Here is a 13,971-nt window from a genome sequence, read left to right as displayed (position 1 = left end):
ATACCATTAATCTACCAATCTTTTTAATTCCGTAAGTAACATCAGGGCCTCAATCGGGGTCATTCTGTTGGGGTCGGTAGCTTCCAGCTTATTCAGTACAGTCTCAAATCGGGGGTCCACATGGGTTTGGAACATCGACATCTGACTGGTCTCCGGCTGTTTATCGATTTTTTCAGCAAGCTTTTTAGACGCTTCTTTTTTCTTGGAAACTTCTTTCTCGATGGTTCCATTTTTATTAGTGATATCGAGGCTGTGGCTCTCCAGGTTTTTTAGAATTTCTTTGGCCCGTTCAATCACCACTTGCGGAAGTCCGGCCATATCTGCCACTTGAATGCCATAACTGTGATCGGCTCCGCCCGGAACTAATTTTCTCAGGAAAACAACCTTGCCGTTGTGTTCCTTCACCTGAACATTGAAATTTTTGGTGCGCTCATACATCTGCTCCAGCTCATTCAACTCGTGATAGTGGGTGGCAAACAAGGTTTTGGCAGCTACCGGAGCGTGATTGTGAAGATACTCTGCCAACGACCAGGCGATGCTGAGTCCATCAAAAGTGCTGGTGCCGCGACCGACTTCATCCAATAAAATAAGTGACCGGGGGGTGGCATTGTTTAAAATATTGGCAGCTTCATTCATTTCAACCAAAAAGGTACTTTCGCCGGCTGCCAGGTTATCAGAAGCTCCAACACGAGTGAATATTTTATCAACCAACCCAATGTTAGCTGATTCGGCGGGTACAAAACTTCCCACTTGTGCAAGCAATACAATTAGTCCCGTTTGCCGCAATATGATACTTTTACCTGCCATATTCGGCCCGGTAATAATTAAAATCTGTTGCTCTTCATTATCCAGCTTGATGTCATTAGGAATGAAGGGCTCACCCATGGGGAGAGACTTTTCCACTACGGGATGACGGCCTTTTTTGATATCGATTTCTTCGTGATCACCCACTTCCGGCTTGGCGTAATTATTTCGAAAAGCAATTTCCGCAAAACCCTGAAGGCAATCCAGTTCTCCAATAGCTTGAGCAACCTGCTGGATATCGTCTGCAAAATCGGCTACATATAAACGCAATTCCTCAAACAGCTCATATTCAAGAGTTTTACTGCGTTCTTCAGCTGATAATACCTTTTCTTCGACTTCTTTCAGCTCCGGAGTAATATACCGCTCTGAGTTTACCAGCGTTTGTTTTCGGATGAATGAGTCAGGTACTTTGTCTTTATGGGTATTGGTGACTTCTATATAATATCCAAACACCTTATTGTAGCCAATCTTTAATGACGAAATATTGTGTTTTTTGGCAAGCTCATCTTTGATCTGGGCGATGTATTTCTTCCCGTTTTTTGCTACATCCCGAAGCTCGTCAAGTTCATCATTAAATCCTTCCCGGATCATATTTCCGTCTCTCAGGCTTGCCGGAGGATCTTCCTTTAGTGCTTTATTAATTCGTTCTTGTACTTCGATCAACAATTTTAAGCGGTTCAGGATGTCCTGCAACAACGGATCTTCAATTCCTGAAAATTGACTTTTCAGCCTCGGGATTTGTGCAAGAGACAATTTCAGTTGAACAACATCCCGGGCATTGGTTCTCCCGACACAAATGCGTGAAATCAAGCGTTCCATATCGCCTACTTGTTCGAGCTCCTCACGCAATGTACTTCTGATATCATGTAATTCATTCAGCTTTTCAACAGCATTCAGGCGCTCCTGAATAGGTTTAAGTCTTTTAAGTGGACGCATAATCCAGCGCCGGAGCAGTCGCCCACCCATAGCGGTGCATGTGTCGTCTAAAATCGAAATCAGTGTACCCTCTGTTCCTCCTTCCTGTATACTGGCAGTGAGTTCCAGATTACGCTTTGTAGCGGCATCCAGCGACATAAATTCATTACTTTCATAAGCATAAAGGCGGCGGAGGTGACGTAAATAAGCCTTTTGGGTTTCCTGCATATAATGCATCAAAGCACCTGCAGAAACGTGAGCGGTTTTAAGATTCTCCACTCCAAAGCCTTTTAACGAGTGGGTTTCAAAATGATCGGTAAGTAGTTTATAACCATAGTCACCTTCATATACCCAATCTTCAATAAAGGTAATATTATGATGAGTGAGTTTTTCATCCAGTTTATTCTTGAGCTTTTGCTGAATCAATATTTCAGAAGGTTGAATAGCGGCGAGCAAACTGCCAAGGTTTTTTTCATCTACATGACTGAGAGCAAACTCACCGGTAGAAATATCTGAGAACGCAACGCCGATTTTAGACCCATCCCAATGAAGGGAAGCAATGTAATTATTGCGTTTATGATCCAATAATTTTTCCGACATGGTTACACCGGGTGTGGTGATTTCAGTAACCTCACGATTTACAATTTTACGCCCGGCCTTTTTTGCTTCATCCGGATCTTCAGTTTGATCACACACAGCCACTTTATAGCCTTTTTTAACCAGTTTGGGAAGATAATTATCAAGTGCGTGATAGGGAAAGCCGGCCAATGGGGTTTGGTCGCCACCATTGTTTCTTTTGGTGAGGGTGATTCCTAATTCCTTGCTCACCAGTTGAGCATCATCGGCAAAAGTCTCATAAAAATCACCCACCCGAAACAATAAAATAGTACCGGGGTGTTCGTCTTTAATTTGGAAATACTGCCGCATTAGCGGAGTTTGTTTTTTAGCACTCATGCGCTCGAAATACCTATTTTAAACTGATAGATTGCTGAAATGTGGATTTGGAACTTACCAATGAATTGACTGAAAAACTACGTGTTAAATCATCGCTTGTAATTCATCTTGTTACATCCGAATTTTATGGTTCATAAATTAAGAACAGGTTTTGCAGAAACAGAAAGAATTTTGGAATCGGGTAGTAACGCTGGCCAGTAAAAAAGATATCTTTTTTAATGCTTCGGCTATTACATTTAATTTATTTATTTGCGCTGTTCCCTTTGTTTTGATCCTGATCTCTATAATTGGTTATGTGCTTTCGGCTGAGGAAGCTTTTAATGAGATTGTGCGATACGGACGAGAGTTTTTCCCAAGTTTTACTTATGAAACTCAAAGTGATGATGTATTTCGTGGCGCAATAACGATTGAAACGTTACTAACCCCGCTGATTGGAGCACGACGAATCTTTGGAATCATTGGTATTATTGTACTCCTGTTCTTCACTCAAGGCCTGCTCCACAGCCTTAAACACGTGCTATTCGATACCTTCGATATTAAAGAGCGTAAGCATCCCGTAATGGATGTAGTATACAATTTCTTTGGTTTTAGCTTGATTGGGATTGTCTTTTTGATATTTAGTCTCGCTGTTTCCACTATTTCACTGTTTAATCTCAGTGAGATTGATGTTCCTTTTACTGAAATCACCATTGAACTCCCCTGGATTTATGATTTTTTAAATTTTGTTCTTCCTATTGTATTGGCATTCTTGGTGCTCTATGTGGTGTTTCGATTTGTAAGTGAGCGTAAAATAAAGCCAAAAGTAGCACTAATTGCTGCTCTCAGTTACACTATTTTGTTTGAGTTAGCCAAATATGGCGTAAGCATGTATTTGGAATATGCTTTTTCAACTTATCGGTATTTTTACCAAGGATATACAATCCTGATTATATTAGCTGTATGGACATTTTATACGGCATTGCTTTTTGTGATCAGTGCAATTATTGGCAGAGCATATAAAGATATATTTATGATCAATAAACCGGCCATCGAAGAAAACCCCTATACTGCTATCTCCTGATGTATCCTAAGCTTCCCCGTACTTTTTATGAACGCGATGATGTGGTTCAAATAAGCAAAGAGTTAATTGGAAAAGTACTTTGCACAAAATTTGACGGTAATTTAACAACCGGAATGATTGTAGAAACCGAGGCTTATAACGGGCGGACTGATCGAGCTTGTCATGCTTATCCTAATGTGAAAACACCGAGAACGGAAACCCTTTACGGACCTCCAGGCTTTTCTTATGTATATCTCTGTTACGGTATACACCATCTGTTTAATATTGTAACAAACAGAGAAGAATTAGCCGACGCCATTTTAGTTCGGGCTATAGAACCAAAGGAAGGGATTGAGGAAATGGCAGAAAGGAGGGGGCAAGAAAGCCCAAGTCCTATCATTACCAATGGTCCGGGAAAACTGTCTCAGGCATTGGGAATCACAACATCAAATGACAAAACAGATTTACTTGGAGATGAAGTTTGGTTGGAGGACAGGGGGGTTAATTTTGGGGGCAAGGAAATAGAAGCAAGCCCACGTATTGGGGTTGATTATGCTGGGGAAGATGCTCAATTACCCTGGCGTTTTACAATTAAAAATTCTGAATGGGTAAGCAGATAAACTTTATTTATAAATAAAAAAGCCCGGTGTGATAAGCACCGGGCTTTTACTTTAAATCCTTTGAACCGGATTAACCGTCTTCGCTATCGGAATTCGAGTTATTGATTTCTTCAAATCGCTCGGCTACCTCAGGATGAGCCTGAATAGCTTGAGCTATTTGCTGAAATTCTTGAATAGAAAGTCCTTCCTCTTCAATTTTGGCTATATATTGTTGTTGAGCTTGTTGATTAATTTGCATGAGATCAGGTTGAACTTGTTGCAGTGTTTCCTGTTCTTCATCTGTTATTTCAATTTGCCCCGCCATTTGAGGATTTTGTTGGGCCATTACAATTTCTTGAAAGCGAGTATATTCCATCCCCACTTCTTCAATAACTTCTTTCATCTTTTTATCGGCCTCTTCTTGAATACCCTGACCTGCCTGTGTTACATTAGAGATCATTACTAATTGCTCATCAGTAACTTCTTCCGGGCTTAACGGTTCCGGTTGTGGGGGCATTTGTTGCTGTTGTGCAAAAACAGCAGTTGTTCCAAAAATTGCACCCACCATTAATACAAACGTATAACGCACTAAATTTTTCATGACTAAACTTTAAAAATTGAATAATTGACTAGTAACTAAAAATAATATGATATAAATAGCTATTTTTACAAACTGAAGAAAAGATAAATTGTTCGGGAAGTTAAGTGTGTTTTACATGTTGTAACATAAAATTGTATTCAAATGCGTCGCTGCAAACCTAAAACAGAAAAATTCAAATTAATTTAATATTAAAGGAAATTATTTAAAGAAGTCGTGTGTTGGGTAACCTTACACAACACATAATCTTAAATAATTATTTAAATAATGAAGACACTTAATAAAATTACAACAGTATTAGCCTTGCTATTATTTGCCTTTTCATCATTGGCTTTAGTGAAATATGCTGCGACTAATTGGACTATTGACAAAAATCACAGCGCTGTTAATTTTAAAGTAACTCACTTCTTTACTCCGGTTAACGGACAATTCAATGACTATGAAGCAAACGTAAACTTTGACCCGGAAAACCTGGAAGAAAGCATGATTGATGTTCGAATCATGGTAAATAGCATTGACACAAAAAATGAGAGAAGAGACGGGCATTTGAGGACAGATGACTTTTTTAATGCTGAAAAATGGCCGCATATAACGTTCAAAAGCACAGACATTCAGTCTGCTGGCAATAATGAGTTTGTGGCCAATGGCACGCTCACTATTAAAGACGTTTCAAAAGAAATTTCACTTCCATTTACGCTTTTGGGTATCCAGGATAATCCTATGCAGGAGAATACGCTGGTAGCAGGCATTACTGCATCAACAAAATTAGATAGAACAGATTACACAGTGGGCACCGGTGATTGGGCTTCTGACGCAGTTATCGGTGATGAAGTTACTATTGACTTGAACCTTGAGTTAAACGCTGAGAAGTAATTTCAAAAATACCGGATATTTTGAAAGCATCGTTTCATTTGAGGCGATGCTTTTTTTATTTTAAGGATTCACATAAAGCACAATCAGACCAATGAACAAAAAACGTTTTATAGTTTTATCCGGATTTATACTTATAGCTGCACTCTCAAGAATTATACCTCATCCATATAACTTCGCGCCATTAGGAGCGATGTCTATTTTTGGCGCTGCTTATTTCACGGATAAAAAATTCTCTTTTTTACTCCCCCTTATTGCTTTCTTTATAAGTGATTTATTGGTGAACAATTTGCTTTATGCCAATTTTTATGGAGGGTTTGTTCTTTTCACACCCGGATTTTATTGGATGTATGGTTCAATTGCGTTGATCGTGTTAGCCGGTATTTTTATTCTTAAAAAAGTAAATCTCAAGACCGTAGTCGCAGGGAGCTTAAGTGCTTCCATAATTTTCTTCTTGGTGACGAATTTTGGTGCTTGGTTAGGAAATCCGATGTATCCGGTTGGCCTTGAAGGATTATTTATGAGTTATACTGCAGGAATTCCTTTCTTTCACTACACAGTAATAGGAGATCTGTTTTATTCTGGGGTAATGTTTGGTGCTTTTGAGTATGCCAAACAAAAAACACCGGCCCTTCAACTTGCAAAATAATTTTAGGTGATGGATTTCAAAGATTAATTGAAACCCAATATCAGCAGTCTTATGAAAAACGTCATCATTACCGGAGCTACTTCAGGTATAGGAAGGGAGCTCGCTCTTCAATACTCCGAAAAGGGGAACAAAGTCGGGTTAATTGGACGAAGAACTGAGCGACTGAAAAAGCTGAAATTTGAAATCGGGGATCTTGCATATGTAAGAACTTTGGATGTCACTGATCATGAGAAAGCTGAAATTGTGTATCAGGAATTGATTGATGAAATGGGGGGGATGGATATTATGATTCTGAATGCAGGCATTGGACGTTTACAAATGTTACCACCCTGGAGGGCAGAATCTAAATTGATTGAAGTAAATGCATTAGCCTTTGCCCATGGCTGTCATTTTGCCTTTGAATATTTTAGGAAAAAGGATGAAGGACATATTGTTGGTATGTCCTCAATGGCTTCATTATTAGCTTCACATCGCGCGGCAGCCTATACTGCTACGAAGCATTTTATTTCAAATTATATGGTGAGTTATCGTCAAAAAGCAAAACGAGTATCTTCAGACATCAGCATAACAGAAATAAGGGCAGGGTATATTTGGACGGAAATGACAGCGCGCAGCAAAGGGATGTTTTGGGTGGCTCCGGTAGAGAAAGCAGCGAAACAAATGGTGAAGGGGATTAGCAAAAAGAAGAACTATTTATATGTAACGAAGCGCTGGCGTTTGTTGGCATGGGTTGTTAAATGTATCCCCGAGTGGGTCTGGAACAGGATTTAAAAAATAGATTTTTCTTGCTGTCATCTTTCATGGAAATCCGGGGAAGCTCAAAAACTAAAAGCCCGGCATATATTTCTACTTATCAGATTTCATCAGAGATAAGCGTATCGGCCCTTTAGCCTCATCGATTCGAACATCTTTACTCTTCTGACTCACGCTAATTAAATGCTCACTTTGCAATTCACCGGCCATCGTACGTACTTCATCAAGATGATCTTTCCATATATTGGAAAACAAATCACGAGCTACCTCAGAAGGGCTTACAGATTTTTCAGGACTTCTTTGTTTAGTAAATGATAAAATTCGACTTCTAATCTCTTTTTTAGATTTCTCCATAGGTTCATCTCGGTTTATCATAGGCTTTGAGTATTTTTTCCTGATCTACGCTTTATAACGCTTATTGTTAAGAAATCATTTTGTTTTGCTTAAAAATTATTCCGAATAAATGATTAAGCTCTAAAGCCAATCTCATACATTAACTTCTTTCTTGCATTATTAGTATTAATAAAAGCAATTTCGCCATTACCTTCAGCTTATTTTTGATTGCATGCTAAACCAACAAATTCGTTGCCCGGAACAGGCAGGTCTGACTTGGTTAGAGAGTAAAAGTTTTAGAGTCTGATAATACTCTCGTTCATATTCACATTTGGACTTTTAAATCAATATATTTGCACTCCTAAAATTTTGAAGAAATAAATCCCTTTTTGAATGAGAAATGTCGTTTTAATTCCCGGAGATGGAATCGGATCCGAAATCACAAATTCTGTGACAACCATTTTAGAAAAAGCCGGAGCTGAAATAAATTGGGTCGAGAAATCTGCTGGCCTGAAAGCCTACGAGGAAACAGAAAATCCTCTGCCTGATGAAACGGTTGAAGCTATTGAAGAACATCGCATCGTACTAAAAGGACCGCTTACAACTCCGGTTGGTTCCGGATTCAGATCCGTGAATGTGGCACTTCGCCAAAAATTTAATCTGTACAGTAATATTCGTCCTGCTCGTACACTGCCAAGTATTGATACTCCATTCCGAGGAGTAGACATGGTGATTTTCCGTGAAAATACACAGGGACTATACATTGGCAAAGAACATTGGATAGAAGAAGAGGATGGGATAAAGCATGCTGAAAGTATTGCAGTTGTTACCGAAGAAGCCAGTAGGAAAATTATCCGAGCTGCTTTTGAGTATGCTGTAAAAAATGAACGCAAGAAAGTTACCCTTATTCATAAAGCAAATATTTTGAAATTGACTACTGGCTTATTTTTGGAAGTTGGTAAAAAAGTGGCTAAAGACTATCCTGGTATTGAGTTTCAGGATTTGATTGTAGATAATATGGCTATGCAGATGGTACTTAGGCCACAGCAGTTTGATGTAGTCGTGACCACCAATCTGTTTGGAGATATACTTTCTGATTTAGCATCAGGACTTGTCGGCGGGCTTGGCGTGACTGGGGCAGCTAATATTGGAGATGATGCAGCTATGTTTGAAGCAGTACATGGTTCAGCACCAGACATTGTTGGAAAAAATGTTGCCAATCCAATGGCCCTTCTATTTTCAGCTTTAATGATGTTGGAACATATTGATCAGAAAAAAATAGCTGAAAATATTCGAAAGGCAATTTACAAAACACTGGTTGAGAAAAAAGTATACTGCACTCCGGATATTGGCGGGGAAGGTACAACTTCTACATTTACTCAAGCTGTTTGCGATAATATTTGAATAATAATTTATAGAAATAAAAAAGGCTGCGTAAAAAGCAGCCTTTTATTTTATTTAAAAAAATTTCTTATCCAAAAAGGTTAAAGAGCACCCAGCTTATTATTGACATCACCATCCCGAAGAGAAGGGCCCAGCCAAAGTTTTTTACCTTGAAGCCTTCTATTAAAGCATCTACCAACATAATAAGGGCTGCATTAATAACCCACACAAATAACCCAAATGTTATAATGGTGATGGGAAGGCTCAAAATCAATAGAATGGGTTTTACAAATATATTGATTAATGCCAATAGGGCTGCTACAAAAACAGCGCTCCAAAAGTTTTTGATTTCCACGCCTTTCAGTAAATTTGCAGTTGCGTAAACAGAAATGCTATTTAATAGCCAAGCCCAAATCATAATTTCAGTATTTTATTAACAGTGGGTTTCCTTTACGAAGTAGAATGAAAAATGGTTGCAATTATAGTTAAATCTTTATGGATATAATTTATAAAACTTTTAAAGAGCTAAGTTCAAAACAGCTGGAGGATGTATTCAGACTGCGCCAACAGGTTTTTATTATTGAACAAAACTGTTTTTATGAAGATATAGACGGTTATGATGATACAGCGAATCATCTTCTTTTTTATGAAGGGGATAAATTGGCAGCTTATTTGAGAGTATTTGAACCCGGTTTAAAATATGAGGGGGAAGCGAGTTTAGGCAGGATTGTAGTCTCAAAGAATTTCAGGGGAACAGGATTAGGGGCTAAACTTGTCAAAAAAGGTATAGAGCTGTGTAGAGGTGTGCCAATACGTATTGAAGCTCAGGCAGCTCTCAAAGCGTATTATAATCAATTAGGTTTTAAGGAAGAAGGAGAGGTGTATTCGGTAGACGATATCGATCACCTGCAAATGACGTTAACTTAGTTCGGCTATCTTTGCTTTTAAATCGTCCACTACTTCATCAAACCCATTTTCAAGCTTTTCTATTAACTCCGAATTAGCTTCAGAATCCTCCCCATTTTTTGCATTCTCTTCTAGTTGCTGACAGGCTTCATTCAAATCATCAAGCCCAACATAAAGCATCATGGGCTTAATTTTATGGGCTTCAGATCTAAGTTGCATCCAATTTTTCTCGTCCTGAGCCTTTTTAATACTATCCAGATGTTTGGGGGTTTCTTCTATTAGCAATTGAATCATTTCGATCATGACTTCATTATCCCCATCCGTCATGCTTTCTAAATAATTTAAATTTATTTTCCCCATTATCAGATCGTTTGTTAATTGAATCTCAGAATTTCATTTGGAATTTAGCAAGTCTTGAGAATATAAAAGAGCACAAAGCAATTAAAAGAAGTTAAAGTATAAAGGAAAAATTAAACACAGAAAGGTCGCGCTTCGATAAGCGATGCATAAATTGTATGTGCAGGAATAAGATCAGCCTGTAAAAATTACAATGCCCACCAATACAAGTACGACAACTTTAAAAATAAATGCCTTCCAATTTCTCATTTCGATTGATTTATGATACTAATCCGAGAGGACAGGAATTGAACGCATTTTTTTTATAAAAATCAAGTTATCCACATAAAAATATTATGATAATTTAATGTAAAATCCTTTCTGTGAAGTTTGAATGAATATTTTTTAAATATTCGAGGAAAGTTTCTTCAAATTTATCCACATTCAAATCATTCTACAGTCACACTTTTGGCCAGGTTTCGTGGCTGATCTACATTGCATCCACGGTTTACAGCTATGAAATAAGACAATAGCTGAAGCGGAATAACTGTAAGAAGTGGAGATAAAACATCCTTCGTTTCAGGAACAATAGAAGTAAACTCAGCCAGATTTCCGACCTCTGTATTCTCGGCAGTAGTGATAGCAATGATCCGGCCTTTCCGGGCACGGACTTCTTCTATATTACTAATCATTTTATCATTGGTATGATCGGTTGCCGCTATTACAACAACCGGCATCATTTCATCAATCAGGGCAATAGGGCCATGCTTCATTTCAGCTGCCGGATAACCTTCGGCATGGATATATGAAATTTCTTTGAGTTTTAAAGCACCTTCAAGCGCAACGGGAAAACTATAAGAACGTCCTAAATATAGAAAATTAGGGGCATAGGAGAACAGGTCTGAAATATGTTTTATTTGATCTGTGTTCTGTAAGATTGTTTCAATTTTATCAGGAATCTGAGATAAAGCGGCAATAAGTTCTTTGGCCTCTTTACTGGAAAGGGTTTTCTTATAAAGTCCAAGTTTTATGGCCATCATGGTCAATACAGTAACCTGGGCGGTAAATGCTTTGGTAGAGGCTACACCAATTTCAGGTCCGGCATGTATATATACACCGGCATCTGTTTCCCGTGCAATGGTGGAACCTACTACATTAACGACGCCAAGTACTAATGCTCCCCGTGCTTTTGCTTCCCGAAGTGCCGCAAGTGTATCTGCTGTTTCTCCGCTTTGAGAAATCACAATCATGACATCATCTTCTCCAATCAGAGGTTCTTTATACCTAAACTCGGATGCGTATTCCACTTCGACAGGGACTTTAGCGAGATATTCAAACAAATACTCTCCTACCAGGCTTGAATGCCAGCTGGTACCGCAAGCAGCAATTATAATTCGATTGGCATTTGCAAGCTTATCCATAACGCTTTCAATTCCCCCAAGGGTGACCGTTCCTTCTTCGGCATTTATACGGCCACGTAAGCAGTCAGAAATAGATTTGGGTTGTTCGAAGATCTCTTTAAGCATAAAGTGATCGAATCCTCCTTTCTCAATTTCATCTAAACTGAGAGCCAATTCGTGAACCTCTTTAGAAAGTTCAATTTGATCAGCGGACTCTACGGTGTAACCATCCTTTGTAATAACGGCTATTTCTCCATCATCCAAATACACTACTTTATCTGTATAAGCTGCTACAGCAGAAGCATCCGATGCAATAAGCATTTCACCGTCGCCAACTCCAAGAAGAAGAGGGGATCCTTTTCTAGCCACTACAATTTGATCCGGGAAATCAGAATGAACTACGGCTATACCATAGGTGCCATGAACTTGATGCAAAGCAAGCTGAATGGCTTTTTTCAAAGAAGTGGAATCATTTTTAAGAAAACTATCGATAAGTTTTCCAAGAACTTCAGTATCTGTCTCAGAATAAAAAATGTACCCTTGCTCAATTAGTTTTTTCTTTAAGGTATTGTAATTTTCAATAATCCCGTTATGAACGAGCGCAAGTTTTCCGCTTTCAATAGTATGGGGATGAGAATTAATATCATTTGGTTCGCCATGAGTAGCCCACCGAGTATGCCCAATGCCAATTGTCCCCATTTGATCGTTCCCGACCATTTTCTCAAGATTGGCTACTTTCCCTTTCCCCTTTTTTATGGTTAATTGTTTGTTTATGATGGCAAGGCCTGCGGAATCATAACCTCTGTATTCTAATCGTTTCAGTCCATCTATTATAATTTTACCAGCTTGTTTATCACCGACATACCCTACAATTCCACACATATTTTAAACTCTTACTAAATAATTTTTTTTGGTTGCGATAATCCTTAAATATAGTGTCTTACACATAGAATAACGATCACGATTTTAGAAATTATGACACCCGATATTGTCTCGCATATTTGTTTCTTTTCCGATGAAAAAGCAAAACGGTTTCACCCACTCACTCTAACTCGTCCACTCGATGATCTCAGAGTGGGGATTTATACTATAAGGGAAAAGTGGGAAAAAACATTAAGCCTTGATGAAAGTTACAGATTACTTCCTGACTACATGGAGGGTGTATTTGATAAAGGGGTTTACCAGGATGATGAACCCTGTCTTTGGCTGAATTCCAGGTATTTACCAAATGCTGAATTAGTTTCTGCAATTTCTGATTTAAAAATGAATGAAAAATTAGTTAATAAAAAAGAAGTAGTTGCTGCACTTATTGACGGTGAAACTTCATCTCAATTATTTCACCAAGGTGTTTTTCAAAGTGATGGTTTGAAAAAGATAGAATTCAAAAATGTTTGGGCACTAAATTATATTTGGGATCTTATTGAACTAAATTCAGATCAAATTAAAGCTGATATTGCTTTAACAAAGTTGAAAAACATATCTAAAACCGGTTTGGGGGTTGAAGCAGTAGTTCATTATGAAGAAAATATATTTATTGGAGATAAGGTCCATATTGAACCAGGGTGCATTTTTATAGCGAAGAATGGCCCGATAGTTATTGAAGATGGAGCTGAAATTGAAGCCGGAAGTATTTTGCGTGGTCCTATTGCAGTAGGAAAAGGCGCTACTGTTAAAATGGGTGCAAGGATTTATGGGGGTACAACTATTGGGCCGGTATGCAAGGTTGGGGGGGAAGTGTCTGGCAGTATCTTTCATTCATTTAGCAATAAAGCTCATGATGGCTTTTGCGGGAATTCTATTTTTGGGCAATGGGTAAATCTAGGTGCGAATACCATTACTTCAAATTTAAAGAATGACTATAAAAGCGTTAAGGTCATTGACTGGGAAACAAAGAAACCAATTGAAACCGGGAGACAGTTTTTAGGAACTATCATGGCAGATCATTCTAAAACAGCCATTAACACAATGTTGAATACTGGAACAATTTGTGGGGTAAGCTCAAATGTTTTTATTGACTATTTATCTCCGAAATTTATTAAGTCTTTTACGTGGCTAGGTCCTGAAGGTGAAGAGCTTTACCGGTTTGAAAAGGCGATAGAAGTAATGAAGTCTATGATGAAAAGAAGAGATATATCAATGAGTGATCATTATCTGAAAATGATGAAACACATTTTTGAATTACGTGAAAAAAACACCTAAGTGTTTGCATCAGTATTTGATTTCATTTGCCAAGATATATTTTTGACTTTTTTAAGTCTGAATTAAACACACTTGCTATAAATTAACCGGGCTTAAATTTATCAACTGCTTTGCTTATCTGTTCTTTGTGTAGAGAGTGCACTCAGTTTAAATAGTTGCCATTTGAGCAAATAATTTTAGGGGTATAGGAATTTTGTTCGGTCTTATGAAAAAGTATGGCATAAGACTAGATT

14 protein-coding genes are annotated in these 13,971 nt (G+C 38.2%); 8 read left to right on the top strand and 6 right to left on the bottom strand.

Annotated features, from left to right (window positions below; translation table 11 throughout):
• Nucleotides 1-6: 6 nt before the first annotated feature.
• Complete coding sequence (gene mutS / locus HUJ22_RS08150) at nucleotides 7-2,673, bottom strand: DNA mismatch repair protein MutS (protein WP_290876054.1); 2,667 nt, start codon at nucleotides 2,671-2,673, stop codon at nucleotides 7-9.
• A 151-nt stretch (nucleotides 2,674-2,824) separates the two neighbouring features.
• Between mutS and HUJ22_RS08145 the strand changes: the two genes are divergently transcribed.
• Nucleotides 2,825-3,733: a YihY/virulence factor BrkB family protein gene (locus HUJ22_RS08145; protein ID WP_290876052.1), complete on the top strand. Its 909-nt coding sequence runs from the start codon at nucleotides 2,825-2,827 to the stop codon at nucleotides 3,731-3,733.
• Entirely contained in the window at nucleotides 3,733-4,332 is a 600-nt protein-coding gene (locus HUJ22_RS08140) for a DNA-3-methyladenine glycosylase (protein WP_290876050.1), read from the top strand. Before HUJ22_RS08145 ends, HUJ22_RS08140 begins: the two co-directional genes overlap by 1 nt.
• Nucleotides 4,333-4,402: 70 nt before the next feature.
• Here the strand turns inward: HUJ22_RS08140 and HUJ22_RS08135 are convergent, their stop codons facing one another.
• Nucleotides 4,403-4,912 (bottom strand): DUF4168 domain-containing protein, encoded by a 510-nt coding sequence (locus HUJ22_RS08135; RefSeq protein WP_290876049.1) that lies wholly within the window; start codon nucleotides 4,910-4,912, stop codon nucleotides 4,403-4,405.
• Between the two features lie 264 nt (nucleotides 4,913-5,176).
• Here HUJ22_RS08135 and HUJ22_RS08130 point away from each other — a divergent pair, with 264 nt between their 5' ends.
• The 3 genes from HUJ22_RS08130 to HUJ22_RS08120 all read left to right on the top strand — a co-directional run bounded on the left by HUJ22_RS08130 (nucleotide 5,177) and on the right by HUJ22_RS08120 (nucleotide 7,199).
• Nucleotides 5,177-5,782: a YceI family protein gene (locus HUJ22_RS08130; RefSeq protein WP_290876047.1), complete on the top strand. Its 606-nt coding sequence runs from the start codon at nucleotides 5,177-5,179 to the stop codon at nucleotides 5,780-5,782.
• Between the two features lie 91 nt (nucleotides 5,783-5,873).
• Nucleotides 5,874-6,428 (top strand): DUF6580 family putative transport protein, encoded by a 555-nt coding sequence (locus HUJ22_RS08125; RefSeq protein WP_290876045.1) that lies wholly within the window; start codon nucleotides 5,874-5,876, stop codon nucleotides 6,426-6,428.
• Nucleotides 6,429-6,479: 51 nt separating this feature from the next.
• The gene (locus HUJ22_RS08120; protein WP_290876044.1) at nucleotides 6,480-7,199 is read left to right on the top strand and encodes an SDR family NAD(P)-dependent oxidoreductase; all 720 of its coding nucleotides are present in this window, start codon (nucleotides 6,480-6,482) and stop codon (nucleotides 7,197-7,199) included.
• Nucleotides 7,200-7,274: 75 nt separating this feature from the next.
• Here HUJ22_RS08120 and HUJ22_RS08115 read toward each other — a convergent pair whose 3' ends face one another.
• Nucleotides 7,275-7,556 (bottom strand): DUF3253 domain-containing protein, encoded by a 282-nt coding sequence (locus HUJ22_RS08115; RefSeq protein WP_290876042.1) that lies wholly within the window; start codon nucleotides 7,554-7,556, stop codon nucleotides 7,275-7,277.
• A 351-nt stretch (nucleotides 7,557-7,907) separates the two neighbouring features.
• Between HUJ22_RS08115 and HUJ22_RS08110 the strand changes: the two genes are divergently transcribed.
• Nucleotides 7,908-8,918, top strand: coding sequence for an isocitrate/isopropylmalate dehydrogenase family protein (locus tag HUJ22_RS08110; RefSeq protein ID WP_290876040.1), 1,011 nt, complete (start codon nucleotides 7,908-7,910; stop codon nucleotides 8,916-8,918).
• A 67-nt stretch (nucleotides 8,919-8,985) separates the two neighbouring features.
• Here the strand turns inward: HUJ22_RS08110 and HUJ22_RS08105 are convergent, their stop codons facing one another.
• Nucleotides 8,986-9,315 (bottom strand): phage holin family protein, encoded by a 330-nt coding sequence (locus tag HUJ22_RS08105; RefSeq protein ID WP_290876038.1) that lies wholly within the window; start codon nucleotides 9,313-9,315, stop codon nucleotides 8,986-8,988.
• 77 nt (nucleotides 9,316-9,392) lie between these two features.
• On the opposite strand from HUJ22_RS08105, the gene HUJ22_RS08100 reads away from it, so the two are divergent.
• Nucleotides 9,393-9,824, top strand: coding sequence for a GNAT family N-acetyltransferase (locus HUJ22_RS08100; RefSeq protein WP_290876036.1), 432 nt, complete (start codon nucleotides 9,393-9,395; stop codon nucleotides 9,822-9,824).
• Here the strand turns inward: HUJ22_RS08100 and HUJ22_RS08095 are convergent.
• Entirely contained in the window at nucleotides 9,816-10,163 is a 348-nt protein-coding gene (locus HUJ22_RS08095; RefSeq protein WP_290876034.1) for an Hpt domain-containing protein, read from the bottom strand. The genes HUJ22_RS08100 and HUJ22_RS08095 overlap by 9 nt on opposite strands.
• A 425-nt stretch (nucleotides 10,164-10,588) precedes the next feature.
• Entirely contained in the window at nucleotides 10,589-12,421 is a 1,833-nt protein-coding gene (gene glmS / locus HUJ22_RS08090; protein ID WP_290876032.1) for a glutamine--fructose-6-phosphate transaminase (isomerizing), read from the bottom strand.
• A gap of 93 nt (nucleotides 12,422-12,514) precedes the next feature.
• Between glmS and HUJ22_RS08085 the strand changes: the two genes are divergently transcribed.
• Nucleotides 12,515-13,738: a putative sugar nucleotidyl transferase gene (locus HUJ22_RS08085; protein WP_290876030.1), complete on the top strand. Its 1,224-nt coding sequence runs from the start codon at nucleotides 12,515-12,517 to the stop codon at nucleotides 13,736-13,738.
• Nucleotides 13,739-13,971: the final 233 nt, after the last annotated feature.

It is taken from the genome of Gracilimonas sp. (assembly GCF_014762685.1).
Classification (GTDB): Bacteria; Bacteroidota; Rhodothermia; order Balneolales; family Balneolaceae; genus Gracilimonas.
Note: the sequence above shows the minus strand (reverse complement) of the source record. Positions and strands in the feature narration are given on the sequence as shown.

Coding starts and splice junctions, on each gene's coding strand:
- mutS (WP_290876054.1), bottom strand. CDS start 2,673: ATGAGTGCTAAAAAACAAACTCCGCTAATGCGGCAGTATTTCCAAATT.
- HUJ22_RS08140 (WP_290876050.1), top strand. CDS start 3,733: ATGTATCCTAAGCTTCCCCGTACTTTTTATGAACGCGATGATGTGGTT.
- HUJ22_RS08135 (WP_290876049.1), bottom strand. CDS start 4,912: ATGAAAAATTTAGTGCGTTATACGTTTGTATTAATGGTGGGTGCAATT.
- HUJ22_RS08130 (WP_290876047.1), top strand. CDS start 5,177: ATGAAGACACTTAATAAAATTACAACAGTATTAGCCTTGCTATTATTT.
- HUJ22_RS08125 (WP_290876045.1), top strand. CDS start 5,874: ATGAACAAAAAACGTTTTATAGTTTTATCCGGATTTATACTTATAGCT.
- HUJ22_RS08120 (WP_290876044.1), top strand. CDS start 6,480: ATGAAAAACGTCATCATTACCGGAGCTACTTCAGGTATAGGAAGGGAG.
- HUJ22_RS08115 (WP_290876042.1), bottom strand. CDS start 7,556: ATGATAAACCGAGATGAACCTATGGAGAAATCTAAAAAAGAGATTAGA.
- HUJ22_RS08110 (WP_290876040.1), top strand. CDS start 7,908: ATGAGAAATGTCGTTTTAATTCCCGGAGATGGAATCGGATCCGAAATC.
- HUJ22_RS08105 (WP_290876038.1), bottom strand. CDS start 9,315: ATGATTTGGGCTTGGCTATTAAATAGCATTTCTGTTTACGCAACTGCA.
- HUJ22_RS08100 (WP_290876036.1), top strand. CDS start 9,393: ATGGATATAATTTATAAAACTTTTAAAGAGCTAAGTTCAAAACAGCTG.
- HUJ22_RS08095 (WP_290876034.1), bottom strand. CDS start 10,163: ATGGGGAAAATAAATTTAAATTATTTAGAAAGCATGACGGATGGGGAT.
- glmS (WP_290876032.1), bottom strand. CDS start 12,421: ATGTGTGGAATTGTAGGGTATGTCGGTGATAAACAAGCTGGTAAAATT.
- HUJ22_RS08085 (WP_290876030.1), top strand. CDS start 12,515: ATGACACCCGATATTGTCTCGCATATTTGTTTCTTTTCCGATGAAAAA.